The organism is Kitasatospora sp. NPDC091207 (assembly GCF_044768625.1).
In the GTDB taxonomy this organism is placed as follows: Bacteria; Actinomycetota; Actinomycetes; order Streptomycetales; family Streptomycetaceae; genus Kitasatospora.
This window is the reverse complement of sequence record NZ_JBIVVS010000003.1, coordinates 113,289-139,124: the sequence shown is the minus strand read 5'-3', so window position 1 is coordinate 139,124 and position 25,836 is coordinate 113,289. Positions and strand designations below refer to the sequence as shown.

The window sequence follows — 25,836 nt, the reverse complement described above, 5'->3', positions numbered from 1 at the left end:
GCGGGCCCCGCTCCCGTCGGGTCCCGTTCGCGCCGGACCCGGCGCGGACTAGATCTCGTTCGCCGGGCGACGGGCGTCGGCGAGGATCTTCATGACCTCGTCGATGTCGTCGGTGATGTGGAACAGCTCCAGGTCGTGCGGGGCCGCCTTGCCCTGCGCGACGAGGGTGTTCTTCAACCACTCGTAGAGGCCGCCCCAGTACTCACTGCCGAACAGGATCACCGGGAACCGGGTGACCTTCTTCGTCTGCACCAGGGTCAGCGCCTCGAACAGCTCGTCCAGCGTGCCGAGGCCGCCGGGCAGCACCACGAAGCCCTGCGCGTACTTCACGAACATCGTCTTGCGGACGAAGAAGTAGCGGAAGTTCAGCCCGAGGTCGACGAACTCGTTGAGCCCCTGCTCGAAGGGCAGCTCGATGCCGAGGCCCACGCTCAGGCCGCCGGCGTCCGAGGCGCCGCGGTTGGCGGCCTCCATCGCGCCCGGGCCGCCGCCGGTGATCACCGCGTAGCCGGCCTCCGCCAGCGCCCGGCCGATCGCCACGCCCGCCGCGTACTCGGGGGAGTCGACCGAGGTCCGGGCGGAGCCGAACACGCTGATCGCGGCCGGGAGTTCGGCCAGCGCGCCGAAGCCCTCGACGAATTCCGAGGTGATCCGCAGCACTCGCCACGGGTCGGTGTGCAGCCAGTCCGTCGGGCCGGTGGTGTCCAGCAGGCGCTGGTCCGTCGTGCTGGTGCCGACCTGGTCCCGGCGCACCAGCACCGGGCCCTTCTGCTTCTCGGGCCACGCCTTCTTCGGGCGCGGCTCGCCCACCTGCTCGGGTCCGTGTCCGTAGTGCTTTTCGTCTCCAGTGCCTGTCATGACGAAACCCTACGCCCGCCGATCCCGGTTTTCAGGCAACGGTGAAAGGTCGGTTGGGCAACCGGAAGATGGCGTTCGACCGCCGGCCGGCCGGTCCGGGCCGCCGCGGCGCCGAGCGGACCGGCCGGGGCGGCTCAGTCGGTCAGCCAGGCGCGCAGCCGCTCCTCCGTCTCGGCGATGGCGCTGAGCGAACAGTGCTCGTCCCGCTTGTGCGCCATGTTCGGGTCGCCCGGGCCGTAGTTGACCGCCGGGATGCCGAACGCGCTGAACCGGGCCACGTCGGTCCAGCCGAACTTGGCCCGGGCGACGCCGCCGGTGGCGGCCAGGAAGGCCCGGGCGGCGGGCTGGTCGAGGCCGGGGAGGGCGCCGGGGGCGGAGTCGGTGACGGTCACCTCGAAGCCGTCGAAGACCTCGCGCAGGTGCTTCTCGGCCTCCGCCTCGTCCCGGTCCGGCGCGAAGCGGAAGTTGACCGTCACCACGCACTCGTCGGGGATGACGTTGCCGGCCACCCCGCCGTCGATCCGAACGGCGTTGAGGCCCTCGCGGTACTCCAGGCCGTCGATCTCGACCCGGCGCGGACGGTAGGCGGCGAGCCGCCCGAGGACCTCGGCGGCGTGGTGGATGGCGTTGTCGCCGAGCCAGCCGCGGGCCGCGTGCGCGCGCACACCGGTCAGCCGGATCTGGACCCGCATGGTGCCCTGGCAGCCGCCCTCCACGGTGGCCCCGCTGGGCTCCATCAGCACGGCGAAGTCGGCGGCCAGCCAGTCCGGGTGCCGCGCGGCGAGGTGGCCGAGGCCGTTGCGGTTCGCCTCCACCTCCTCGCAGTCGTAGAACACGAAGGTGAGGTCCCGGTTGGGCTCGGGCAGGGTGGCGGCCAACCGGAGCTGGACGGCCACCCCGGACTTCATGTCGGAGGTGCCGCACCCGTAGAGCAGGTCGCCCTCGACGTAGGACGGCACGTTGTCGGCGATCGGCACGGTGTCCAGGTGGCCGGCGAGCAGGACGCGCTCGGCACGGCCCAGACCGGTGCGGGCGACCACGTTGTTGCCGTACCGGTCCACGGTCAGGTGCGGGTAGGCCCGCAGCGCCGCTTCCACGGCGTCGGCGAGCGCCTGCTCGTCGCCGCTGACCGACGGGAAGTCGACGAGCCGTGCGGTCAGCGCACCGCCGTCGAGAGTGAGGTCCAGGGGCGTCTCAGAGCTGCTCATGGTCCTTCAGCCTAGTCGCGGGCGGCCGGCCGGCCCACGCCGCCGATCGCAACCGGTGGCGCCGCACATCCGTCCGAGTGGGTACGGTGTCCGATCAGGAGCAGGTGGAGAGGGGCGTCGGTGGGCAGGAAGAGGAGCGGCGGTCAGGGCGGCGACACGGCGCCCCGGCGGCGGCGCGGGCCGTTGCGCGCGGTGCTGATCGTCCTGCTGGCGCTCGTGGTGGTCGCGGTGGGCCTGTACTGGCTGCGCGACACCAAGCTGACCCCCGAGGGCTGTGCGGTGAAGACCCCCTCGGGCGAGGGCACCCTGGAGATCCCGCAGGCGGCCAACGCCGCGACGATCGCCGCCGTGGCGCACTCGCGCGGGCTGCCGGACCGGGCGGTGACCATCTCGCTGGCGACGGCGATGCAGGAGTCCAAGATCCGCAACCTGGCGGGCGGCGACCGGGACTCGGTCGGCCTGTTCCAGCAGCGGCCCTCGCAGGGCTGGGGCACCGTGCAGCAGATCATGGACCCGGTCTACGCGACCAACAAGTTCCTGGACGGCCTGGTCAAGGTCCCCGGCTACACCCGGCTGCCGCTGACCGACGCGGCGCAGCAGGTGCAGAAGAGCGGTTACCCGCAGGCGTACGCCAAGCACGAGACCAAGGCGACGCTGCTCGCCTCGGCGCTGACCGGCCGCGAGGCGGGCTCGCTGAACTGCGTGGTGCACGAGTTCGCCGCACCCGAACCGGCGGAGGACGACGCCACGCCGGACGCCACCGGCTCCGCCGCGCCCTCGGCGACGCCGGCTGCCCGGCCGGACCGGACGCAGGCGCTGAGTGACCGGGTGCGCCGTGAGTTCGGCCGGACGGTGACGCCGGCGGCCGGCTACATCTCGACCGTCAAGGGCGCCGAGAACGCCGTCTCGCTGACCCCGGACCCGGCGGCCAGCACCGACGCGGGCCCGGACGCCGAACGGCAGAGCGGCTGGGAGGTGGCGCACTGGGCGGTGACGCAGGCCCAGCAACTCGGCATCGAGACGGTCGCCTACGACGGGAAGATCTGGCGCAGGTCCAACTCCGAGAACGGGTGGAAGCCGCAGCCGACCGGCACCTCGACCAAGCTGGTGCTGGTCTCGGTCGCGCCGGCCGGCAAGGCCTGAGGAAGGCCCGCGGAAGGCCCGCCGGGGCCCCGCCGAGGACTCCGCGGGGCCGCGGGGCGGACGCTGGGCGCGCGGGCCGCCGGACGGGCCGTCCGGCGGGCTGACGCACTGGTGTCCGGGTTGCCGCCGAAGGAGTGATTCCGGTCAACCCGGCTGGGCGGTCCGGCCGGTGCCGGGGCAGCGGCGCAGAACCGTCACTTCCCTTGGCCCGCACCGCCTCCGCGCCCCCGGCCGGACCGCCCGGCGCCCGCCGGGGCCGGGCCGACGATCGGATCGTCGGTAAGACCGTTTCCTTGCACCGGCCGAAACCTTCTGGCTTCTCAAGCGGTAAGAACGTCGTCCGCCCGGCGGACAGGACGGACCCAAGACCCCTTCGAGGAGCCCCATGTCTCACTCCCTCAAGCGCCGGATCGCCCAGGCCGCACTGCTCGTGGCAGCCGGCGCGACCCCGCTGGTCGCGGCCGGCTCCGCGTCCGCCGCCGACGCGCTGCTGCCCAAGTCCGACCTGGCCGCGCCGTTGGGCCAGCTGACCAACACCGACGCGGGATCCACCCTGCAGCACACCACCCACGAGCTGGGCCAGGCCGCCGGGGACACCGGCGCCGCCACCGTCGCCGCGGGTGTCCCGGCCACCGCCGACGCCACCGGCAACATCGTCGCCCACCAGCTGCCCGAGGCGAACGAGAAGGCCGGCTCGCTGACCGCGCCGGTCGACAAGACCGCCGCCACCACCGGCCAGCTCTCCGCCGTCACCCCGAAGGTCGCCGCCGCGCTGGCCGGCAAGCTCGGCGAGGCCGTCACCGGCGGCCCCGGCGCGACCGGCCGCAGCGCCGGAGCGGGCGCCAACCCGGTCGGCGGGCTCTCCCAGACCGCCGGCCTGACCCAGGGCCTGCCGGGCGCCGGCGCGCTCAGCGGCGCCGTCCCCGGTGCCAACGCCGTCACCGACGCGCTCCCGCTGGCCGCCCTGAGCCGCGCGCTGCCGGCCGACGCCACCTCCGCGCTGCCCGGCGCGGACGTGCTGGGCCTGGCCGAGCACGGCTCGGCCAACCGCCTCGGCGGCGCCGACCTCGGCCCGAACTCCCCGCTGGCCGGCCTCGGCCCGATCACCGGCCTGCTCGGCGGGATCGGCGGCGGCGGCCTCGGCGGCCTGCCGCTGTAGTCCCTACCGGTCGGCCGTAGCCCCCGTACACCGAAGGGGCCGGTGTTCCTCTCGGAACACCGGCCCCTTCGCGGTGTGCTCAGCGCGCCGCGTCCAGCCGTTCCACGGCCGCCGCGACCCGCTCGTCGGTCGCGGTGAACGCGACCCGCACGAACCTCCCGCCGGCCGGCCCGTAGAAGTCGCCGGGCGCCGCCAGGATGCCCAACTCGGCCAGTTCGGCCACCGTCTCCCAGCACGGCCGGTCCTGGGTCGCCCACAGGTACAGGCTCGCCTCCGAGTGCTCCACCCGGAAGCCGTACGCCTCCAGTGCCGCGCGCAGCGCCGCCCGCCGGGCCGCGTAGCGCCCGCGTTGCTCGGCCACGTGCGCGTCGTCCGCGAGCGCGGCGACGATCGCCGCCTGGACGGGGGCCGGGACGATCATCCCGCTGTGCTTGCGCACCCCCAGCAGCTCCTTGACCACCACCGGGTCGCCCGCCACGAAGGAGGCGCGGTAGCCGGCCAGGTTGGAACGCTTGGAGAGGGACTGGACGGCCAGCAGGCCCTCGTGGTCGCCCCCGCAGACGTCTGGGTGCAGGACGGAGACCGGGTCGGCCTCCCAGCCCAGCTCCAGGTAGCACTCGTCACTGACCAGCAGGGCCCGGTGCTCCCGGGCCCACTCGACCGCGCGGCGCAGCTCGTCGGCGCCGAGCACCCGCCCGGTCGGGTTGGACGGCGAGTTGACCCAGAGCAGGCGTACCCGCGAGCCGTCCAGTTCGTCCACCGAGTCGTACTCGACCGGCTCCGCGCCGCAGAGCCGCGCACCCACCTCGTAGGTCGGGTACGCCAGGCGCGGGTAGGCCACCTGGTCACCGGGGCCGAGGCCGAGCTGGGTCGGCAGCCAGGCCACCAGCTCCTTGGAACCGACCGTGGGCAGGACGGCCTGCGGGCCGATCTCGGCGCCGACCCGGCGGCGCAGCCAGCCCGCGATCGCCTCGCGCAGCTCCACCGGGCCCCAGACGGTCGGGTAGCCGGGGGTGTCGCTGGCCGTGGCCAGCGCCTTCTGGATCACCTCGGGGACCGGGTCGACCGGGGTACCCACCGAGAAGTCGCAGAGCCCGCCGGGGTGCGCCAGCGCGGTCTTCTTGTACGGCTCCAGCTTGTCCCAGGGGAAGACCGGCAGGAGATCGGAAACGCGGCGCGCCGCCCCCGGGTGACCCGGGAACGGCGCGTGCGTGCTGTTCTTGGTACTCACAGCTCAGTTGCCACCGATCGTTCAGTGCTCGTCGGTGTTCTGCGGCGGCAGAGCGGCGATGAAGGGGTGGTCGCGCTCGATCAGGCCGAGCTTCGAGGCACCACCGGGCGAACCGAGGTCGTCGAAGAACTCGACGTTCGCCTTGTAGTAGTCCTTCCACTCCTCCGGAGTGTCGTCCTCGTAGAAGATCGCCTCGACCGGGCAGACCGGCTCGCATGCGCCGCAGTCGACACACTCATCCGGGTGGATGTAGAGCGATCGCTCGCCCTCGTAGATGCAGTCAACCGGGCACTCTTCGATGCAGGCCTTGTCCTTGACGTCGACACAAGGCTGCGCGATGACGTAGGTCACGCTGTCGTTCCTCCTCGGAAGGGCTCGGCGGCCCATTCTGTTTGCTCGCGTGCGCGGGTGAGCGCGGCGTCGTCGATGCCCGCCCCTAGTATCGCGGGTCGGAGACCGCAAATGCACAGGAGGTGCCCAGATGGCGGCCGACGAGCCGGTCCAGAACCGTCCGGAGGTCCGGATAGATCGCTCTGACGTGGGACTACGAGTGTCAGTTCGGCGTGTCGCGGAGTTCGTGGGCGACAGGCCGGTGTTCCGCGATGTGATCGGCGTGCTCACATCCTGGGACGATCGTGAACTGACCGTCGACCCCCGCGGCGGCGATCCGGTCACCTTCGCGGAGAACCGGCTGGTCGCGGGCAAGGTGGTGCCGCTGTTCCCGGCCCGGCGGGCGGCGCTGCCCGTCGCCTCGCCCCTGGAGCTCCAGCGGATCGCGGCGCGCGGCTGGCCCGCCGTCGAGCAGGAACCGCTCGGCGAGTGGACGCTGCGCGCCTCCGCCGGCTTCACCCGGCGGGCCAACTCGGTCCAGGCGCTCGGCGACCCCGGCCTGACGACGGCCGAGGCCCTCACCGCGGTGCGGAACTGGTACGCGGCACGCGGACTGCCCGCCTGGGTGGAGATCAGTACGCCCGGCTCGCCCGGGGAACTGCGCGAGGAGCTGGACCGGCTCGGGGCGGCGTACTCGCCGACGCTGGTGCGGGTCGCGGCACTGGCACCGCTCGCCCGGCTCGGCACCGGCCACGGCCGGGTGCGGCTCGCCCGGACCGCCGGCGCCGAGTGGATGTCCCGGTACCGGCGGGTGAGCGGCGACCCGGCGGTGGAGGAGGCGGCCCGACAGGTGATCCACGGCGGTCCTTCGGTCTGGTTCGCCACCGTGCCGGGCGCGCCGGGCGGGCCGCCGACGGCCGTCGGACGCTGCGTCATCGACGGTCCGTGGGCCTGCTTCGGCGCGATCGAGGTCGCCCCGGACGCCCGCCGCGCGGGGCTCGCCACCACGGTGATGGCGGTGCTCGCCGCCCGGGCCGCCGAGGAGGGCGCGACCGCCGCCTACCTCCAGGTCGAGGCGGAGAACGATGGTGCGATCGCGCTCTATGACGGACTTGGCTTCACGACCAGTCACACTTACCACTACGCCCGTCTGCCCCAGGGGTAGCACGGGCGGGTCGGCCCGCCCGCCGGTCCCGCTCCGCCGCCCGTTCCGCCGGCTCCGGCCGTCGGCGGGCACCCGTCGGTCCGGCTGTCCGGTTCCACCCGTCTGTACCGCCCGCCAGTACCCCGCCTGCCAGTACCGCCCGTCTGTACCGCCTGTCTGTCCGCCCGCATGAAAGCCGTCGCCGCCACCGTGACCGAGCAGAGCAGAGCACGCTTCCGGACCGAGGCCCGGGCCGAGCACCCCGATCCGGTGCTGCTCTGCCTGCTCGCGGCCGCCGAGCACAGCCCCGTCCTGGACCCGGACGACCCCCGGGACCCGCCCACCCTGGACGCCCTGCTGGCCGCCTGCGAGGCGGCGCTGGAGCGGCACGCCGCCGCCGTCCGGCTCGCCGTCGCCGAGCGGGCCCCGGCCGGTCCGGAGGAGACGGCCGCGCTGCTGGCCGCCGTGCTCGGCGGGCGGGAGCGGTTCCACGGGCGGCGGTCCGACTACCGGCGGCTGGAGTCCTCGCTGCTGCCCGACGTGCTGCGGCGCCGGCGCGGGCTGCCGATCATGCTCGCGCTGGTCTGGACGGCGGTCGGCCGGCGGGCCGGGGTGCCGGTGTACGGGATCGCGCTGCCGGGCCACTTCATCGTCGCGGTCGGCGGCCCGGGCGGTGGTGACGACTTCGTCCTGGCCGACCCGTTCCACGGCGGGCGGCTGCTCGACCTGGAGGACGCGGCCGACCTGGTCCGGGCCACCGGCCACCCGTTCTCGCCCGAACTGCTGACCCCGGCCCAACCGCTGGACACCGTGCTGCGGGTGCTCGGCAACATCCGCGCCTGGGCCGCCGAGCGCCCCGAGCACGCCCGGACCCAGCTCTGGGCCACCGAACTCGCCCTGCTGCTGCCCCGCCACCCGGCCCAGCTCCGGCTGGAACGGGCGGAACTGCTGGTGCGGACCGGCGACTTCCTCGGCGGCTCGACCGAGATGAACGCGTACGCGGAGATCCTGGACGCCTTCGACCCGGACACCGCGTCGAAGGTCCGCCAGGAGGCGCGGGCCGCCCGGCACCGGCTCAACTGAGCCCCACCGGGCCCGGCGCCACGGCCCCACCGGCCCCGCGCTGCCGACCCGCCGCTACAGCCAGCCCTTCTCGCGGGCGATCCGGACCGCCTCGGTGCGGTTGCGGGCCGCGGTCTTCTGGATCGCCATCGAGAGGTAGTTGCGCACCGTCCCCTCGGACAGGTGCAGCCGGCGGGCGATGTCGGCGTTCACCGCGCCGTCCGCCGCGGCGGCCAGGACGTCGCGCTCGCGGGCCGTCAGCGGGTTCGCCCCCTCCGCGAGCGCGGCGGCGGCCAGCACCGGGTCGATCACCCGCTCGCCGCGCAGCACCCGGCGGATCGCCTCCGCCAGCTCGGACGCCGGGGCGTCCTTCACCAGAAAGGCGTCCGCGCCCGCCTCCATCGCCCGCCGCAGGTAGCCGGGACGGCCGAAGGTGGTCGCGATGACCACCTTGGTCTGCGGCCGGGCCTTGCGCAGCAGCGCCGCCGCCTCGATCCCGGTGATCCCCGGCATCTCGATGTCCAGCACCGCGACCTGCACGTCCTGGGCGATCGCGGCGTCCACCACCTCGTCGCCGCGCCCCACCTGGGCCACCACGTCGATGTCCCCCTCCAGCCCGAGCAGCGCGGCCAGCGCCTCCCGGACCATCCCCTGGTCCTCCGCCAGCAGCACGCGGACGGACGGGGCACCGTCGCTTCGCATCTCACTCATGCGGTCGACCCTAGGGCCCACGGGCGCGGCGGCGTCACCTGGCGGGTCTCCCGGGGCCCTCCGGCCCGGTGCCCCGGCCGGGCGGTCCGGACCGTCCGGCCCCGCCGCGCGCTCAGCGCCGGCGCAGGCGGGCCGTCAGGACGTCCAGTTCCGCCACCCGCAGCAGCCGGCCGAGCAGCAGGAAGACCACGCCCAGCGCGATCCCGCCCACCGCCAGCCCCGCCCAGGCCTGGTCGACCGCGCGCGCCGCCGCCCAGGCCGCCGCGCCGGCCGGCAGGGCCGCCACGAGCAGTCTGGTGTGCGTCCCCACCACCCGCCGGGTGTCCAGCCCGTCGAGCCGGCGGCGCAGCAGCAGCGCCGCGCCCGCCGCCGCCAGCAGGAACGACCCGCCGTAGCAGGCGGCCATCCCGGTCACCGCCCAGCGCGCCGGCAGGCAGTGGTAGCAGAGCAGCGAGCCGGCGGCCGCCGCCGTGACCGGCAGGAGGTTGAGCAGGAACGGCGTCCGGCTGTCCCGCAGCGCGTAGAAGACCCGGGTGAGCGCGTACGCCGCCGAGTACAGCACCAGTCCGGGCGCGAAGGCCGTCAGCATCCACCCGATGGCCCGCACATCCGCCTCCCCGGCTCGGCCGTGCCCGAACGCGACCGTCGCCAACTGTGGCGCCAGTACGGCGAGTCCGCAAGCAGCCGGCACGGTGACCACGGCCACCGTGCGCAGCGCCCGGGAGGCGAGCGCGCGCACCGCCGACAGCTCCGCGGCGGCCGCCGCCGCGCTCATGCCCGGCAGGACGGCCGTCACCAGCGACACCGTCATCACGCCGTGCGGCACGATCCAGAGCAGGTAGGCGCTGCTGTAGGCGGTGTAGCCGGCGCCGCCCGGCACGCCCGCCGCCGCGGCCTGCTCGCCGACCGCCGTGGAGAGCCGCGTCACCACCCAGTAGCCCGCCTGGTCGGTCAGCACCAGCAGCAGGGTCCAGCCGGCGGCCCGTACCGGATCGCCGAGGCCGGCCTCGCGCCAGTCCCAGCGCGGGCGCAGCCGTACGCCGGCGGCCCGCAGGCAGGGCAGCAGGGCGACGCTCTGCGCCACCACGCCGAGCGTCGTGCCGGCGCCCAGCAGCATCAGCCGGGTGCCGGTCAGCGCCCCGCTCCTGGGCATCGCCCCGAAGACCGCGATCACCACCAGGTTGTTGAGCACCGGCGCCCAGGCCATCGGCGCGAACCGCTGCCGCGCGTTGAGCACCTGGCCGAGCACGGTGAACAGGCCGTAGAAGAAGACCTGCGGCAGGCAGAGGTAGGCCAGCAGTACCGTCCGGTCCAACTGCCCGCCGCCGTACGAGGTGTAGGCCCGGACGATCCACGGCGCCGCCGGCACCACCACGGCCGCGATCACGACCAGGGCCGTCACGAGCAGCGTGACCAGCCGGTTGATGTGCGCCGCCCCGCCGTCCTCGGACTCCCGGGCCGCCCGCACCAGGTGCGGCACCAGCGCGGTGTTCAGCGCGCCGCCGATCAGCAGGACGAAGAGGATGTTGGGCACGGTGTTGGCCACGTTGTACCCGTCGGCCGACACCCCGGCGCCGAGGACGGCGACGACCAGCGCGGCGCGGACGAACCCGGTGGCGCGCGACACGATCGTCCCGCCGGCCATCACCAGAGTCGCGGGCAGCCGGCGGCGGGGCCTGCGGTGACTGGAGCGCTCCATCGGCGACCCCTTCCGCACCGAGGCACCAACTACCTTGTTCTCGCCGAGAGTTGTACTCAAACGACTCACCCCTGCCGCCGGGCCAGATAGCGGCGGAACGCCAGGTGCAGCGGCCGGTTCAGGGCCAGTTCCCACTCCCCCGAGCCCTCCACCACCCGGCCCCCGGTGCCGAGCTTCCAGCGCAGCAGCCCGTAGTCGCGGCCGGCCGGGTCCCATGAGGGCCGGACGCCCCGCAGGTCGTACTCGTCGGCGCCCAGACCGTGCGCGGCCTGGATCATCGCCCACTGCAGGGCGTTGCTGGGGCGGACCTCGCGCCCCGCCGAGGCCGAGCCGCCGGTCAGGTACCAGGTGCCCCGCCCGACCGTGACGAAGGTGTGCGCGGCCAGCACCTCACCCCGGTGCCTGGCCAGGAACAACCGCATCCGGCCCGGCCGTTCGGCGTTCAGCTCGGCGAACTGCCGCCGGTAGTAGGCGAGTCCGCGCCCGAGGTCGAAGCCGGCCCGCCGCTCGGTCTCCCGCAGCAGCGCGTAGAAGGACTCCAGGTCCTCGGCCGAGCCCTCGACGACCTCCACCCCGGCGCCGCGTGCCCGGCGGAGGTTGCGCCGCCACTCGGCGCTCAACCCGTCCCGGACCGAGCCGAGTTCACGCCCGGCGAGCGGCAGGCGGAAGGTGTACCGGGGCTGGGTGTCCCGCGCGGCCGGCTCCCAGCCGAGCGCCCGGAGCCGCTCCGCGGCCATCGCGCCGACCGGGTCGACGGCGTCCGGCAGGACGTCCCGCAGCTGCCGGACCGCGCCACCGCGCACCGCCGCCCGGATCGTCCCCGCCTCCCAGACCCGCAGGGCCGGCGGCGGCCCGATCCGCACCGTGAACACACCGCGCGAGCGCAGCGCGGCGGCCAGCGGCGCCAGCCACCGCCCCAGGTCCGGCGCGGCCCAGTCGATCACCGGCCCCTCGGGCAGGTAGGCGAAGCTGCGCCCGAGCCCCGGGACCTCCCGGTACAGCACCAGCGCGGCCCCGACCGTCCGCCCCTCGGCACCGGTCCAGGCCAGGCTCTCGGACCGCCACCCCTCCTTCACCCGGCCCCAGGACGGACACTGCAGAAAGCTCACACCACCGTGCGCGGCGGCCCAGGCGGCGTGCTCGGCCGCCGGTATCGGCACCAGCCGCAGCGGACCGGTGTCCGCGGGGCCGGCGGCCACGCCCTCCGGGACGACGACAGTCATCGGCGAACCCCTCTCGCGTCGGGCACCGGCCTGGAGCGCCGGCGAACGGCGAGAGCATGCGCCCGGGTGCCTGAAGCGAGGCTGAGAAAGCTGAAGACCCTTTAAGCAACCGTCCGGGCCCCGATGGCATCCTCATCCGCATGGAGATCCTGGTGGTGGAGGACGACCCCCAAGTGGCCGCCGCCGTCCGGCGCGGGCTGGAGGCCGAGGGCTACACCGTCGACCTCGCCCCGGACGGCCTCACCGGCCTCCGGCTGGCGCGGCGGCACGCGTACCGGGCGATCGTGCTCGACATCATGCTGCCCGGCCTCAACGGCTACAAGGTGTGCGAGGCGCTGCGCGAGGGCGGCACCACCACGCCGATCCTGATGCTCACCGCGAAGGACGGCGAGTACGACGAGGCCGAGGGCCTGGACACCGGCGCCGACGACTACCTCGTCAAACCGTTCTCCTACCTGGTCTTCCTCGCCCGGCTGCGCGCCCTGCTGCGCCGCAGCGCCGCCCCCGGCGCGCTGCTGCGGGTCGGCGGGCTCTGGATGGACCCGGCCGCCCGTCGCTGCGGCCGCGGCGACACCGAGATCACCCTCACCGAGCGGGAGTTCGCCGTCCTGCGGTGTCTCGCCGAACACCCGGGCGAGGTGCTGTCCAAGCGCCGGATCGTCGACGAGGTCTGGGACATCGCCTTCGACGGCGAGGAGTCCATCGTCGAGGTGTACATCAGCATGCTGCGCCGCAAGGTGGACACCCCGTTCGGCCTGCGTTCCATCACCACCGTGCGCGGTGCGGGCTACCGGCTGGAGCCGTGAGCGTGCTCGGACGGCTCTCCGTCCGGGTCCGCACCTCGCTCGCGGCCGGTCTGGCGGCGGCGCTGCTGCTCGGCGGCGGCGCCTGGTGGCTGCGCGACCACATGTACCGGGCGCAGTTCGCCGTCGCCGCGTCGGAGGCGCAGTACCAGGCACGGGAGATCGGCCGCGGCCTCGCCCACGGCCAGGGACCGGCCGCCGGCGACCTGGTGCCGTACGTCGCCCTCGACAAGGACGGCCGGGTGTTCGCCCTCGGCGGCCCGCTCACCACCCAGCGCCTGACCGGCCCGCCGCTGCCGGCGGCCCCGGAGCACGCCCCCGAGGACTGGGTGGCCCAGGGGCAGCGGATCAGCGTCGGCCCGGCGAGCCCGGCCGCCGCCAACCGCTTCTCGGGGCGCGCCTTCACCGCCATGGGCGCGTGGACGATGTACTTCCGGGTGTCCGACACCACCGGCCCCAGCTCCCCGCCGCTCGGCCCGGTCACCGTCTACGTGCCGGCCACGCCGTTCGCCGCCGAGGCCGCCGTCCGCACCATCGACCCGGTGCTCCAGGCGGGTGTGCCGGCCGCCGCGCTGCTGGTCGCGCTGATCGCCTGGGTGGCGACCGGCCGGGCCCTGCGGCCGGTCGAGGCGATCCGCGCCGAGCTGGCCGCGATCAGCGAACACCGCCTGGACCGCCGGGTGCCGGTGCCGCGGTCCGGCGACGAGATCGCCCGGATGGCGACCACCACCAACGCCACCCTGGACCGGCTGGAGCGCTCGGCCGTCCAGCAGCAGCGGTTCGTCGCGGACGCCTCGCACGAGCTGCGCAGCCCGATCGCGGCACTGCGCACCAACCTGGAGGTGTCGCTGGCCCACCCCGGGCGCACCGACTGGCCGGCCGCCACCCAGGAGGCGCTGACCTCGGTCGAGCGCCTCCAGCACCTCACCGAGGACCTGCTGTTCCTGGCCCGCGGCGCCCACCCGGCGGCGGCCGGGTCGGACACCCCCGTCGACCTCGCGGCCGTCCTGGGCGAGCTCGCCGACCAGTACCGCCCGGCCGTCGGCGACCGGCTCGCCCTGCGGGTGGACGCGCCCGACCCGGTGCCGGTGCGCGGCAGCCGGATCAGGCTGCACCGGCTGGTCCGGAACCTGCTGGACAACGCCCGGCGGCACGCGGAGTCGGAGATCGTGCTGGTCGCCCGCGGGACGGCGCACGGCTGCGTCCTGGAGGTCCGCGACGACGGTCCGGGCGTCCCGGTGGCGGACCGCGTGCGAATCTTCGAACCGTTCACCCGGCTCGACGAGGCGCGCAGCCGTGACGCGGGCGGCAGCGGCCTCGGCCTGGCGATCGCGGCCGACATCGCGACCCGGCACGGCGGCACCCTGCGGGTCGCCCACTCCCCGCGCGGCGCCCGCTTCGTCCTGGAGCTCCCCGGGCTCTGAAGCCGGCGCCCCCGGCGCGGGCCCTCAGGCGACCGGGACCGTCCGCAGTGGTACCAGCGCGCGCAGCCGGAAGCCCCGGCCGCGGTCGCCCGGCCCGGTCTCCAGCCGTCCGCCGACCAGCGCCAGCCGCTCCTCCAGGCCGGAGAGCCCGTTGCCCGGCCCGGACTTGCCGGGCCCGGCCCCGTTGTCGGCGATCTCCAGGACGGCGAACCGCTCGCCGTCGCCCTCCCACGTCTCGTCCGCCCGCACCGTGCAGACCGTGGCACCCTCGCCGTGCCGGACGATGTTGGTGACCGCCTCGCGCAGCGCCCAGGCCAGGGCGCCCGCCTCCTCGGTGGCCAGCCCCGGCCAGGCGTCCACCAGCTCCGGCGACGCCTCCAGGCCGACCTGCGCGGCCGCCAGCGCCGTCCGGGCGGCGGCGAGTTCGACCGGCAGGGTGGGCCGGCGGAAACCGGTCACCGCCTCCCGCACGTCGATCAGCGACTGCCGGGCCACCCCCTCGATGTCGGCGACCTGGGCCCGCGCCGCCTCATCCTTGCCGCCGTCCATGAGGCGCCCGGCCAGCTCGCTCTTCAGGGTGATCAGCGACAGCGAGTGCCCGAGCAGGTCGTGCAGGTCCCGGGCCATCCGCAACCGCTCCTCCGAGGCCGCCAGGTGGGCCACGGCGGCCCGTGCCTCGCGCAGCTCCCTCATGGTCGCGACCAGGCGCTGCAGTCCGGTCATGGCGGCGCCGGAGAGGAAGGCGGTGAGCGCGAGGGTGGGGATGTCGCCGCCGTCGGCACGGCTGAGCAGCCCGACCACGACGGTCAGCCCGGCCATCGCGCCGACCCCGGCGAGCGCGAAGCGCGCCGGGGCGATGATCCCGACGGCGACCGAGGCGTAGGTGAAGAGCGTGAGCCACGCGGTGCCGAGGCCGAAGGCGGTGACGATCGCGGTCAGGACCATCGTCGCGACCACCACCCGGCAGGCCGTCGGCCGGGTGCCCGCCGTCGAGCGGAGCACCACCAGGCCGATGTAGCAGCCGACGAAGACCGCCAGGGCGGTCCAGCCGGCCACCGTCGCCGACGGCGAGTGCCCGCCCTTGAGCAGGTCGCTCACCGGGTAGAGCAGGTAGACCATCCAGAGCAGCATCCAGCTGACCTTGACCAGCAGCTGGCGCCGGTTCTCCACCGGGGAGCCGGGGACGTTCCTGAAGGACACCCGCCCGCTCCCCCCGTCCGGCTGCTCGTCGGACCGGTGGGCGCGGGGCGTGTCGGGCATGGAGGTCATCATGCCCGCCGGGTGTCCCGGCGGTACAGCGCGGCCGCGGCCGCGACGAAGACCACCAGGAAGCCGGCCAGGCCGGCCACCGCGGCCAGGTCCAGCGAGTGTCCGGGCTGCGTGAAGGAGGCGAGCCGGTTGTACAGGTACACCGGGTTGAACCGGGCGATGCTCTCCAGCGTGCCGCTCACCGGGAACCACGTACCGCCGAACAGCGCCATCGCCATGTAGGCGATCATCACGACGGTCTGCACCGAGTCCGGCGCCGCCGCGTAGCCGAACGCCACGCCGAGCGCCGCGAAGACGAAGCTGCCCAGCCAGAGCGCGGCCGCCAGCCCGGCCCACTGCCCGGCGCTCAGCGACACTCCGTGCGCGGCGCCGACCGCGAAGACCACCAGGATCGCCGGCAGCGTGGTCACCGCGCCGGCGGCGACCTTCGCCAGGGTGTACGCCCGGCCGGGCAGCGCGGTCAGCCGCAGCTGCCGCGTCCAGCCGCTCTCGCGCTCCGACGAGATCCGCTGGGCGCTGCCGGTCAGCACCGAGCCGACGGCGCCGAAGGTGGCCATCGAGACCATGAAGTAGGTCTTCACCGGCAGGCCGCCGGCCAGGTCGGCGGTGCCGTAGGCGTGGATGAAGAAGAAGTACATCAGCGCCGGGTAGAGGATCGTGAAGAGCAGGTACTTCCTGTTGCGCAGGGTGCGCGTGATCTCCAGCCGGACCAGGGTGGTCATCGCGCGGCCTCCGTCGCGAACTCGGTGCTGCCGGCGGCGTCCTGCTCGCCGGTGATGGTCAGGAAGGCCTGCTCCAGGCCCAGGCCGGTGACCTCCAGGCCGCGCGGGTACAGACCCGCCCGGTAGAGGCCGGCGACGCCCGCGTCGGCGTCCGCGGTCCGGATCCGGACCGTCCGCACCCCCGGCACCCGGGCGGTGACGTCCAGGGCCAGCACCCCGGGCAGGCCGCGCAGCGCCGGTTCGTCGAACGGGGCGTCCGCGTCGTGCAGTTCGAAGGTGATCCGGCGGGCCCCGGCCTTCGCCTTGATCTCGGCGGACGAACCGTCGGCGATCAACCGGCCCCGGTGCAGCACGAGGACGCGGTCGGCGATCGCGTCCGCCTCCTCCAGGTAGTGGGTGGCGAACAGCACCGTGCGCCCGGCGTCGGCCTGCGTCCGCATGCTCGCCCAGAACGACCGGCGGACGGAGACGTCCATGCCGGTGGTGGGCTCGTCCAGCACGATCAGGTCGTTGGCCCCGGCGATCGCCAGGGCGAAGCGCACCCGCTGCTCCTGGCCGCCGGAGAGTCTGTCGACCCGCCGCTCGGCCAGGTCGGTGATCCCGGCGTCGGCCAGCACCTCCGGGACGGCCCGGCCGCGCGGGTGGACGTCACAGGCCAGCGTGACCAGTTCGCGCACCTTGACGTCGGCCATCAGCCCGCCGCTCTGCAGCATCGCGCCGACCCGGCCGGCCGCGATCGCCGCGCGCGGGGCGCCGCCGAACAGGGTGACGCTGCCGCGGTCCGGCTCGCGCAGGCCGAGCAGCAGGTCCAGGCTGCTGGACTTGCCCGCGCCGTTCGGGCCGAGCAGCGCGACGGTCTCGCCCGGCCGCAGCACGAGGTCGAGTCCTTCGACGGCCCGCACCCGCCCGTAACTCTTGCCGACGCCCCGGAAGGCGGCCACCTCGGTACCCATCGACCCGGTCCTCTTCCCTGCTGGTGTCGTTCGCACCACCTCAGAGTCCCGTGCCGGACGGTCGCGGCGGCAGTGCCCGCCGTCGTGCCTTCGGCATGACGGATGTCATGGCGGCGGCCGGTACCCGGAGCACGGGTACCGGCCGCCGAAGCCGCAGGTCAGGGCCGGTCGCCGGAGCCGCGCGGCAGGCTGCCGCGCGGCGGCCGGACAGCTCGGCCCGTACGGGTGCGGGCGGCACCGGGGGCGGCCTCAGCGGCCCACGACCGGCCCTCCCCGCCGCCCCCGGCCCCGGGCCGGCCTCAGAGCCCGAGCGACTTCTTCACGAAGTCGACCTGGAGCAGCAGCAGGTTCTCCGCGACCTCCTCCTGCGGGGTCATGTGCGTCACGCCGGAGAGCGGCAGCACGGTGTGCGGCCGGCCGGCCGCCAGCAGCGCCGAGGAGAGCCGCAGGGTGTGCGCGGCCACCACGTTGTCGTCCGCCAGACCATGGATGATCATCAGCGGGCGCTCCAGCCCGGCCGCGTGACCGGTCAGCGAGTTGGCCGCGTAGACCTCGGGCCGCTCGGCGGGGTGGCCCAGGTAACGCTCGGTGTAGTGGGTGTCGTACAGCTCCCACTCGGTCACCGGGGCGCCGGCCACGGCCGCGTGGAAGACGTCCGGCCGGCGCAGCACGGCGAGCGCCGCGAGGTAGCCGCCGTACGACCAGCCGCGGATCGCGACCCGGTCGAGGTCCAGCGGGAACTCCTCGGCGAGCGCCCGCACCGCGTCCACCTGGTCGTCCAGGGTGGCGCCGGCGAAGTCGAAGGCGATCGACTTCTCCCACTCCGGCCCGCGCCCGGGGGTGCCGCGCCCGTCGGCGACGACCACCGCGAAACCCTGGTCGGCGAACCACTGCGAGTTGAGGTGCGGGTTGTGCGCCTGGACGACGCGCTGCCCGTGCGGGCCGCCGTACGGGTCCATCAGGACGGGCAGCAGGCCGTCCCGCTCACGGTCGTAGCCGGTGGGCAGGAAGACGGCGGCGGGGACGCGGCGCTCGCCGGCGAAGCGGAAGACCGGACGCGCGGTGAGGACCGGGGCCTCGGCGTAGGACGCGATGGTGGCGACGACGTCGACCACCACGCCCTCCGGGAGGTCCCGGGCGACCTGGACCAGCGTGCCCGGCAGATCGGGCTCCGCGGTGGCCCGCACGGTGATGCCCGCCGCGTGCACCGCCGTGGTCACCGAGGTGAACGGCCGGTCGTTGGAGGCCTCCCAGGAGAGCCGCTTGCCGTCGTGGCTGACCCGGCCGGCCGCGATCCAGCCCGGCTCGGGGTCGGTCTCGGCGGCGCCCCCGGAGGCGGTGAAGAAGACCTCCTCGCCCGTCACCGCCAGCACCGAGCGCACCAGCAGGTCGGCCCCGGTGACGGCCTGGTCGCCGATCACCAGCGCCCGCACGCCTCCCTCGTCGGAGATCCGCACCAGCTTGCCGTCCGGCGTCCAGGCCGGGACGCCCTGGAAGAGCTCCAGCCAGGCGTCGTCGCGCTCCTCGAACAGCAGCTCGGTGGCACCGGTCTCGACGTCCACCCCGAGGATCCGCTGGCCGCGCTGGTCCCGGGCCTGCACGAGCAGCAGCGGCACGCCGCCCGTCGACCAGTGCACCCGGGCCAGGTAGGGGAAGGCCTCGTCGTCCCAGACGATCTCCGTCCGGCTGCCGTCCAGGCCGATCAGCCAGAGGCCGACCGCGGCGTTGGCGGTGCCGGCGGCGGGGTAGGCGATCTCGGCGGGCTCGGTGCCCGGGTTGGCCGGGTCGGCGATCCACCAACGGCGCACCGGGGTGTCGTCGGCCCGCTCGACCAGCAGCCGGTCGCTCTGCGGCGACCACCAGAAGCCGCGGTCGCGGCTCATCTCCTCCTGCGCGATGAACTCGGCCTGGCCCCATGTCACCCCGGGACCGTCGGGCTGCGCGAGGGCCCGGTCGGCGGTGCCGTCGGTGCGGGTCAGCCGCAGCTCGCCGGCGGTGTTGGCGTACGCGACGTGGGCGCCGTCCGGGGCGAGGCGCGGATCGACCACCGGCCCCTCGGCGGGCAGCTCGGCGGTGCCGCCCGCGACCAGGTCGGCCGTGAAGAGCCGGCCGGAGAGGGCGAAGGCCGCCAGCGCGCCGGCGCCGTCCAGGGAGTAGCCGACGATGCCGGCCGAGCCCTCGCGGCTGCGCTCGCGACGGGCCTTCTCGGCCGGGGAGAGGTCCTCCTCGCCCCCGCCGAGCAGGGCGACCGGGTCGGCGGCGATCCGCTCCTCGCCGGTGGCGGTGTCGAGGGTCCAGAGGCGGTTGGCCCGGTCGCTGCCGAGGGGGGTCTGCCCGGCAGCGGGGCGGGGGAGGGAGCGCAGGAAGACGACCCGGGAGCCGTCGGATGCGACGGAGAAGGACCGGGGGGCGCCGACGGTGTAGCGCAGGGTGCGCGCGTACTGCCTCGGGAAGGTGTCCGCAGGGGTGTGGGAGGTCATGGCACCAGACCCTATGACGTTCCCCCGCCACCACCCGGTGGATTGTGATCACTCGTTCGGAGCATCGTCGGCCGGACCGCCCCCAGGGGGTCCGCACCCCTTCCGACCGGCCCATGCGCCCTATTTGTGCCACCATGCCCCGGCGCGTGCAGCCTCACTGAACGTAATAAGCCCCTCACTCATCGGGTATGACTGGTTCAACGCGTGATCGTCAGGCCCCGTCCCGGGCCCCGGTCACCCGACCGCTAGTCCCGCACGGTCCCGACCGCCACCCTCCCCGAGGGGGTGGCGCACCCGAGAAGGGGTGTGAGCCGACATGGCTTTGTCCATCTCCGCAGCCATGCTGATGCTGGTCATCGTGGTGGTGCTGATCCGCCGCTCCGGCCTGAAGCTCGGGCACGCGATCATCTGCGCGCTGCTCGGCTTCTACCTGGCGTCCAGCTCCATCGCGCCGTCGATCAGCCAGGTCACCAGCAACCTCGCCGGAATGATCAACGGCCTGAAGCTCTGACCCCTCGCACGCGGTCGTTAGGCTTCCTCCCATGACCGCGACTACCGGCCGCCGCCTGCTCCTGGTGCACGCCCACCCCGACGACGAGTCGATCGGCAACGGCGCCACGATGGCCAGGTACACCGCCGAGGGCACCCGGGTCACCCTGGTGACCTGCACCCTCGGCGAGGGCGGCGAGGTGATCCCGCCGGAGCTGGCCCGTCTGACGGCGGATCGGGACGACACCCTCGGCCCCCACCGGATCGGCGAGCTGACCGACGCCATGCGCGCGGTCGGCGTCGCCGATTTCCGCTTCCTCGGGGGCGCGGGCCGCTACCGCGACTCCGGGATGATGGGCGTCCCCGACAACGACGTGCCCGGCTGCTTCTGGCGGGCGGACGTGGACGAGGCGGCCGGCCACCTGGTCGCGGTGGTCCGCGAGGTGCGGCCGCAGGTCCTGGTCACCTACGACGAGGACGGCGGCTACGGGCACCCGGACCACATCCAGGCCCACCGGGTGGCCATGCGCGCGTACGAGCTGGCCGCCGATCCGGCGTACCGGCCCGACCTGGGCGCCGCCTGGCGGATCGCCAAGGTCTACTGGAACCGGATGCCCCGCTCGGTGATCGAGCGGGGGCTGGCCGAGACCGCCGCCAAGGCGCCGTCGCCCGGGGCGGCCAAGCCCTCCGACGTCCCCGGCGTGGTGGACGACGCCGTGATCACCACGGTGCTGGACGGCGCCGCGTTCGCCGGCCGGAAGGCGGCCGCGATGGCCGCGCACGCCACCCAGATCACCGTGCACGGCGACTGGTTCACGCTCTCCAACGACCTCGGCCAGCCGCTGGTCGCGACCGAGTACTACCAGCTGGTACGTGGCCAGGCCGGGCCGCGGCTCCCGGAGGACGACCTCTTCGCCGGCCTGGACAGCGCCTTCGACAGCGCCTTCGAGAGCTCCGAGGAGAGTGCCCGATGACCGAGCCCGCCACCCAGCAGGCCCGTCGCCGCTCGATCCCGGCGGCCGTCCTCGGCACCCGCGCCGAGCGACTGGCCGAGCCGCAACCCCCGCGAATCGGGAGGATCGCGGCCTATGTCCTGTTCTTCCTGCTGGGCATCGCGGTGTCGGTCTGCGGAGCATTTGTGCAGGCCTTGTGGCCGCCCGTGGGAGTCCTGCTGGCACTCGCCGCCACCGGCGCCACCTTCTACGCGGGCCTGCGGGTGACCGGCACCCGGCTCGGCGCGGCCCTGCCGGCGGCCGGCTGGTTCCTGGCACTGCTGCTGGTCATGGTGCCCCGCCCCGAGGGCGACAATGTGCTCTGGACCAATGCCACGTCACTCGCCTGGCTGTTCGTCGGCTCGATCCTCGGCGTGATCTGCGCCACCCTGCCGACCCGGACCAGCTGGTTCCCCGGGGTGCCGGGCCCACCGCGCTGACCACCCCGGCGGGCCGCGTACGGCACCGCGTACGACGCGCAGTCAGGACCACGCGGCCGTACTCTCATACCGGAGGAACCGGACGTATCAGGTTCTATCCGAACCGGTTCACCGCTCAGTTCTTCCCAGTATGGTGGTGCCGCAGAACGCCGTACCCGACCGCCGCCCGCCAGGCCCGGCGACCACGAACCGCGGTCGCGCCGCACGGCCCGCCCGCGAACCCGGAGCAGAGCAGCATTGAGCAGCCGCGAATCTGACAACGCCCACCCGACGCCCCGGCGGACGGGCCCGGACGCCTACCCGTCGGGCACCCCGCCCTACGGCACACCGGGCTTCCCCGGCGGCGACCGCGCGGGTGCCGGTGCCGCCCCGGGCTCCGCGTCGAACGGCGAGGACGAGGCCCCGAAGACCGAGACCACGCTGACCACCCGGGTCCGGATCAACATCCCGGGCTCGCGCCCGATCCCGCCCGTGGTGGTCCGCAGCACCGTCAAGAACGAGGACGGCCAGGGCGAGGAGAACCCGCCCGCCGCCGAACCGGCCGGCCCCCGGCACCGCTCCGCCGCACCCGCCTCCCCCGTCCTCGGGGTGATGGACGGCGGCACGAGAGCGGCCACCCCGCCGAACCTGCCGCCGGAGTGGGAGATCCCGCCCGCCACCTCCGAGTCGGAGTCCACCGGTGCGTGGTTCCGGCCGCGCCAGAAGAAGGGCCCGGCCGCGGAGCCCGCCGCCGTCCCGGCCGGCGCCCCGGGCGTGCCCTCCGACCCGTCCGCCCCCGGCAGCGCGCCGGGCGCCGGCGCCGAGGCCCGCCCGAACGGCGCCCGGCCGAAGGCCGCGCGCTCCGCCCGGGCCGCGGACCAGGGGGCGAACCGCCCGAGCGGCCGTCCGGTACCGACGCAGGCCGCCGCACCGGCCCCGCGTCCGACCGGCGCGCCCGCCTCCCCCTTCGGCGCCGGACCGGACGCCCTCGGGGACGAGGCCGGCGTGTACGAGGACGCCCCGGTGGACCCGTTCGCCACCGGCCCCGCCGCGGACCCGTTCACCCCCGACCCCTTCGCGCCCGGCCCCGGCACGGCGCACCGTGCCCCGCGGGGCGCCGGCCACCCGCAGCAGCAGGGCCCCGGCCACCCGGTGGGCGGCCCGGCCGACACCGCGAACCCGGAGGACACCTCGGTCGACGGCTTCGCGCCGATCCGCGAGGACGGGCCGCCGCCCGCCGCCATATCCGGTCCGCCCCACGGCGCCCCGGCCCAGCACGGCCTGTCGCCCAACGGCGCGCCGCAGAACGGCCGGCCGCAGAACGGGCTGTTCGCCTCGGCCCCGGCCGGCGCCGACCCGTTCGCCGCCCAGCGCACCCCGGCCGGCACGGAGCCGTACGGCACCGCCGCCCCCGGCGGCCTCTTCCCCGGCGCCCCCGGCCATCAGGGCGAGCCCACGCACCCGTTCGACCCGCACGCCGAGCTGCGCGAGGGCCCCGGCGGCACCGCCCCCGGCCGGCCGCACCCCGGCGGCCCGGAGGCCGGTACGCCGGCCGGTCCCGGCCAGGTGCCGGCCCCCGCGCCGGCCCCGAAGCAGCCCGTGCCCGCCGCGCCGCAGGCCCCCAAGGCCGCCGGCGGCAAGGCCAAGCGGGGCGGCGGCAAGAAGCTCGTCAAGCTCGCTGTCTACGGCGTCGGCGGGGTGCTCTTCCTCGGCGCCGCCGCGTACGGCACCGGCCTGATGCTGAACCAGTCCGACATCCCCAAGGGCACCGTGGTGCTCGGCACGGACATCGGCGGCAGCAACCGCGACCAGGCGATCCACCAGCTCGACGACACGGTCGGCAAGGCCGGCCAGCAGCCGGTCAAGCTGAAGATCGGCGAACAGGCGCTGGACCTCGACCCGGCCGTCGCCGGGCTGAGCTTCGACACCACGGCCACCGTGGACCGGCTCACCCAGCACTCGTACAGCCCGGTCGACGTGATCACCTCGCTGAAGGGCGACGAGAAGGCCGTGCCGCCGGAGGTCAAGGTGGACCGGGCCAAGCTCAAGGCCGCCCTGGAGGGGCTGGCCGCCGGTTCGGGGCAGGGCCTCCAGGAGGGCTACGTCCGGTTCGGCGACTCCGGCGAGCCCGTCGTGGTGCCCGGCAGGGCCGGCCAGGCGGTCGACGCCGCGTCCGCCGTCGACCAGGTCGAGCAGGCCTACCGCGACCGCGCCTCGGGCAAGTCCGAGCAGCCCGTCGCGCTGACCGTGACGGCCGCCCAGCCCAAGGTCTCCCCGCAGGCCCTGCAGGCCGCCGCGGACAGCCTCGGCAAGTCCGCGGTCAACGGCAAGATCCACATCGTGGCCGGCGCCAAGACCTGGGACTTCGGCCCGAAGACCGCCCCCAAGACGCTCACCCTGGTGCCCGACGCCGCCGGCAAGATCGTGCCCAAGTGGGACCTGGACGCGCTGAACGGCCAGCTGGGCGGCGTGTTCGACAAGGTGAAGGTCAAGAAGAACGGCCAGACCGTCGTGCTCACCCCGCAGGACGTCGCCGACGCCATCACCTCGGTGCTGGACAAGACCGGCGACAAGGACCGCACCGTCAAGTTCACCGCCGTCTGAGCACGTTCACCCGCCGCCCCGGCGCGCCCACCCGCGCCGGGCGCGCGGCGGGGTGACCGAACCAGTGGGGGCGGGCCCGGATCCGGGCCCGCCCCTCGACAACTCACCTCCCCGGTCAGCAAGATGTGACGCCGTACCACCCGTCACATCCCTCACCTCCGCACCGGGAGAAGCACCATGGGCCGCCTCACCTCAAGCCGCACGGCCCTGCTCGCCGGCCTCACCGCCGTCTCGCTCTCGCTGACCCTCTGCGCGTGCGGCTCCGGCACGAGTGGCGCCGGGGCACTCCCCACCCCGCTCGAAACGCCCAAACTCACCGCGATCGACATCAACCCGCACGACCGCGCCGAGCTGCGCCAGGGCGGCACCCTGCGGGTCGCCGTCGCCCAGTTCTCCACCCAGTGGTCGCCGATCCACACCGACGGCAGCGAGTCCTCCACGGTCACCGTCACCAAGCCGCTGCTGCCGACCTTCTTCCGCTCCGACGCCGCCGGCACGCAGAGCATCAACCCGGCCTACCTCCAGGACGCCCGGTCCGAGCTCAGGGACGGCCACCAGGTCGTCACCTGGACGCTCAACCCGAAGGCGAAGTGGTCCGACGGCACCCCGCTCACCTGGCGCGACATCGAGGCCAACTGGCGCGCGCTGAACGGGAAGGACCCGGCCTTCAAGGCCTCCAGCAGCACCGGCTTCGAGCTGGTCACGTCGGTCGAGAAGGGCAAGGACGAGTTCCAGGCCGTGATGACCTTCGACCGGCCCTTCTCCGAGTGGCAGTCGATGTTCAACGGCGCCGCCAACGCCCCGCTGCTGCCCGCCGGCCGGATCGCCACCCCGGACCTGTTCAACACCGCCTACCTGGACGCGATACCGGTCACCGCGGGTCCGTTCAAGGTGGAGAAGCTGGACCGGGCGACGCAGACCGTCACCCTGGTCGCCGACCCCGCCTGGTGGGGCGAGAAGCCGCTGCTGGACCGGATCGTCTTCCGCGCGATGGTGCCCAACACGATGGCCACCGCCTTCGCCAAGGGTGAGATCGACCTCTTCAACAACGGCCCCGACGTGGCCGGCTACCAGCTCGTCAGGAGCACCAGGGGCGCCGCCGTGCGCCGCGCCGGCGGGCCCGATTTCCGCCAGTTCACGCTGAACAGCAGGAGCCCCGTCCTGACCGACCCGGCCGTCCGGCAGGCCCTGTTCCAGGCGATCAACCGGGACGCCATCACCCGCTCCGACCTCAGCGGCCTGGACTGGCCCACCGTCACCCTCAACAACCACCTGCTGGTGGCCAACCAGAACGCCTACCGGGACAACTCCCTCGGCCTCAGCCGCTACGACCCGGCCGACGCGGTCCGCAAGCTGGACGCGGCCGGCTGGAAGCTCGACGGCGACGTCCGCAAGAAGGACGGCCGGGAGCTGAACCTGCGGATGGTCATCCCGGCCGGCGTCACCCAGGCCCAGAACGAGGCCGCCGTCACCACCCGGATGCTCAAGGACGTCGGCGTGAAGGTCACCACGGTGACCGCCGCCGCCAACGAGTTCTTCGACAAGTACGTCAACCGGCACGACTTCGACATCGCCGCCTACTCGCTGCTCGGCACGCCGTTCCCGGCCAGCGGCAACCGGGCCAACTTCGCCCAGAACGGCGGCACCAACCACTCCCAGACCGGCAGCGCCGCCGCCGACGCCGCCCTCGACCGGGCCTCCGCCGCGACCGACGCGGCCGGCGCCTTCGAGGCCATCAACCAGGCCGACGGCGAGCTGTGGAAGGTGGCCGGGGTCCTGCCGCTCTACCAGCGCCCGCAGCTGTACGGCGCCCGCGCCGACCTGGCCAACATCGGCGCGCAGGGTCTGTCCGACATCGTCTGGGAGAACGTCGCCTTCCAGAAGTGAACCGGCCCGGGACGCACCGGGCCCCG

At 74.6% G+C, this 25,836-nt stretch carries 22 protein-coding genes; 11 read left to right on the top strand and 11 right to left on the bottom strand.

The features are described 5' to 3' along the window. Positions 1 to 48: 48 nt before the first annotated feature. Together ACIQTO_RS08260 and dapE are read right to left on the bottom strand one after the other, a co-directional pair. The gene (locus tag ACIQTO_RS08260; protein ID WP_402384564.1) at positions 49 to 858 is read right to left on the bottom strand and encodes a TIGR00730 family Rossman fold protein; all 810 of its coding nucleotides are present in this window, start codon (positions 856 to 858) and stop codon (positions 49 to 51) included. Between the two features lie 134 nt (positions 859 to 992). Beyond that, a complete protein-coding gene (gene dapE / locus ACIQTO_RS08255; RefSeq protein ID WP_402384562.1) occupies positions 993 to 2,066 on the bottom strand; it encodes a succinyl-diaminopimelate desuccinylase in 1,074 nt (357 codons plus the stop codon). A gap of 120 nt (positions 2,067 to 2,186) precedes the next feature. Here dapE and ACIQTO_RS08250 point away from each other — a divergent pair, with 120 nt between their 5' ends. Both ACIQTO_RS08250 and ACIQTO_RS08245 read left to right on the top strand, forming a co-directional pair. Then, entirely contained in the window at positions 2,187 to 3,209 is a 1,023-nt protein-coding gene (locus tag ACIQTO_RS08250; RefSeq protein ID WP_402384560.1) for a hypothetical protein, read from the top strand. 385 nt (positions 3,210 to 3,594) lie between these two features. Next, positions 3,595 to 4,368 (top strand): hypothetical protein, encoded by a 774-nt coding sequence (locus tag ACIQTO_RS08245; protein ID WP_402384558.1) that lies wholly within the window; start codon positions 3,595 to 3,597, stop codon positions 4,366 to 4,368. Between the two features lie 79 nt (positions 4,369 to 4,447). On the opposite strand, the gene dapC is transcribed toward ACIQTO_RS08245, so the two are convergent. Together dapC and fdxA are read right to left on the bottom strand one after the other, a co-directional pair. Then, the gene (gene dapC / locus ACIQTO_RS08240; protein WP_402384556.1) at positions 4,448 to 5,599 is read right to left on the bottom strand and encodes a succinyldiaminopimelate transaminase; all 1,152 of its coding nucleotides are present in this window, start codon (positions 5,597 to 5,599) and stop codon (positions 4,448 to 4,450) included. Between the two features lie 21 nt (positions 5,600 to 5,620). Next, a complete protein-coding gene (gene fdxA / locus ACIQTO_RS08235; RefSeq protein WP_329489462.1) occupies positions 5,621 to 5,950 on the bottom strand; it encodes a ferredoxin in 330 nt (109 codons plus the stop codon). A 226-nt stretch (positions 5,951 to 6,176) separates the two neighbouring features. On the opposite strand from fdxA, the gene ACIQTO_RS08230 reads away from it, so the two are divergent. Together ACIQTO_RS08230 and ACIQTO_RS08225 are read left to right on the top strand one after the other, a co-directional pair. Next, entirely contained in the window at positions 6,177 to 7,094 is a 918-nt protein-coding gene (locus ACIQTO_RS08230) for a GNAT family N-acetyltransferase (RefSeq protein ID WP_402384554.1), read from the top strand. A gap of 168 nt (positions 7,095 to 7,262) precedes the next feature. Next, entirely contained in the window at positions 7,263 to 8,156 is an 894-nt protein-coding gene (locus ACIQTO_RS08225) for a transglutaminase family protein (RefSeq protein WP_402384551.1), read from the top strand. Positions 8,157 to 8,210: 54 nt separating this feature from the next. On the opposite strand, the gene ACIQTO_RS08220 is transcribed toward ACIQTO_RS08225, so the two are convergent. The 3 genes from ACIQTO_RS08220 to ACIQTO_RS08210 form a co-directional block, all read right to left on the bottom strand. After that, positions 8,211 to 8,846: a response regulator gene (locus ACIQTO_RS08220; RefSeq protein ID WP_402384548.1), complete on the bottom strand. Its 636-nt coding sequence runs from the start codon at positions 8,844 to 8,846 to the stop codon at positions 8,211 to 8,213. Between the two features lie 112 nt (positions 8,847 to 8,958). Beyond that, complete coding sequence (gene murJ / locus ACIQTO_RS08215) at positions 8,959 to 10,545, bottom strand: murein biosynthesis integral membrane protein MurJ (RefSeq protein ID WP_402384546.1); 1,587 nt, start codon at positions 10,543 to 10,545, stop codon at positions 8,959 to 8,961. A 65-nt stretch (positions 10,546 to 10,610) separates the two neighbouring features. Next, positions 10,611 to 11,768, bottom strand: a complete 1,158-nt coding sequence (locus ACIQTO_RS08210) for a lipid II:glycine glycyltransferase FemX (protein WP_402384543.1) — start codon at positions 11,766 to 11,768, stop codon at positions 10,611 to 10,613. A 140-nt stretch (positions 11,769 to 11,908) separates the two neighbouring features. Here ACIQTO_RS08210 and ACIQTO_RS08205 point away from each other — a divergent pair, with 140 nt between their 5' ends. Continuing rightward, complete coding sequence (locus tag ACIQTO_RS08205) at positions 11,909 to 12,574, top strand: response regulator (RefSeq protein ID WP_402384540.1); 666 nt, start codon at positions 11,909 to 11,911, stop codon at positions 12,572 to 12,574. Then, a complete protein-coding gene (locus tag ACIQTO_RS08200; protein WP_402384538.1) occupies positions 12,571 to 13,995 on the top strand; it encodes a sensor histidine kinase in 1,425 nt (474 codons plus the stop codon). The genes ACIQTO_RS08205 and ACIQTO_RS08200 overlap by 4 nt, the downstream gene beginning before the upstream one ends. 24 nt (positions 13,996 to 14,019) lie before the next feature. Here ACIQTO_RS08200 and ACIQTO_RS08195 read toward each other — a convergent pair whose 3' ends face one another. The 4 genes from ACIQTO_RS08195 to ACIQTO_RS08180 all read right to left on the bottom strand — a co-directional run bounded on the left by ACIQTO_RS08195 (position 14,020) and on the right by ACIQTO_RS08180 (position 19,419). Beyond that, positions 14,020 to 15,255 (bottom strand): sensor histidine kinase, encoded by a 1,236-nt coding sequence (locus tag ACIQTO_RS08195; protein ID WP_402384535.1) that lies wholly within the window; start codon positions 15,253 to 15,255, stop codon positions 14,020 to 14,022. A gap of 8 nt (positions 15,256 to 15,263) precedes the next feature. Then, positions 15,264 to 15,986 carry an ABC transporter permease gene (locus ACIQTO_RS08190; RefSeq protein ID WP_402384532.1) on the bottom strand — a complete coding sequence of 241 codons (723 nt, stop codon included), beginning with the start codon at positions 15,984 to 15,986 and terminating at the stop codon, positions 15,264 to 15,266. Next, a complete protein-coding gene (locus ACIQTO_RS08185; RefSeq protein ID WP_402384529.1) occupies positions 15,983 to 16,939 on the bottom strand; it encodes an ABC transporter ATP-binding protein in 957 nt (318 codons plus the stop codon). The genes ACIQTO_RS08190 and ACIQTO_RS08185 overlap by 4 nt, the downstream gene beginning before the upstream one ends. Before the next feature lie 299 nt (positions 16,940 to 17,238). Then, positions 17,239 to 19,419, bottom strand: coding sequence for a prolyl oligopeptidase family serine peptidase (locus ACIQTO_RS08180; RefSeq protein ID WP_402384526.1), 2,181 nt, complete (start codon positions 19,417 to 19,419; stop codon positions 17,239 to 17,241). Between the two features lie 316 nt (positions 19,420 to 19,735). Between ACIQTO_RS08180 and ACIQTO_RS08175 the strand changes: the two genes are divergently transcribed. From ACIQTO_RS08175 to ACIQTO_RS08155, 5 genes are all read left to right on the top strand, one after another. After that, positions 19,736 to 19,930 carry a DUF2304 domain-containing protein gene (locus ACIQTO_RS08175; RefSeq protein ID WP_402384524.1) on the top strand — a complete coding sequence of 65 codons (195 nt, stop codon included), beginning with the start codon at positions 19,736 to 19,738 and terminating at the stop codon, positions 19,928 to 19,930. A 31-nt stretch (positions 19,931 to 19,961) separates the two neighbouring features. Continuing rightward, positions 19,962 to 20,882 carry an N-acetyl-1-D-myo-inositol-2-amino-2-deoxy-alpha-D-glucopyranoside deacetylase gene (gene mshB, locus ACIQTO_RS08170; RefSeq protein ID WP_402384521.1) on the top strand — a complete coding sequence of 307 codons (921 nt, stop codon included), beginning with the start codon at positions 19,962 to 19,964 and terminating at the stop codon, positions 20,880 to 20,882. After that, on the top strand, positions 20,879 to 21,340 hold the full coding sequence (locus tag ACIQTO_RS08165) for a DUF6113 family protein (protein WP_402384519.1): 462 nt from the start codon (positions 20,879 to 20,881) through the stop codon (positions 21,338 to 21,340). Before mshB ends, ACIQTO_RS08165 begins: the two co-directional genes overlap by 4 nt. 237 nt (positions 21,341 to 21,577) lie before the next feature. Further along, positions 21,578 to 23,923 carry a peptidoglycan binding domain-containing protein gene (locus ACIQTO_RS08160; RefSeq protein ID WP_402384517.1) on the top strand — a complete coding sequence of 782 codons (2,346 nt, stop codon included), beginning with the start codon at positions 21,578 to 21,580 and terminating at the stop codon, positions 23,921 to 23,923. Between the two features lie 177 nt (positions 23,924 to 24,100). Beyond that, on the top strand, positions 24,101 to 25,810 hold the full coding sequence (locus tag ACIQTO_RS08155; RefSeq protein WP_402384515.1) for an ABC transporter family substrate-binding protein: 1,710 nt from the start codon (positions 24,101 to 24,103) through the stop codon (positions 25,808 to 25,810). Positions 25,811 to 25,836: the final 26 nt, after the last annotated feature.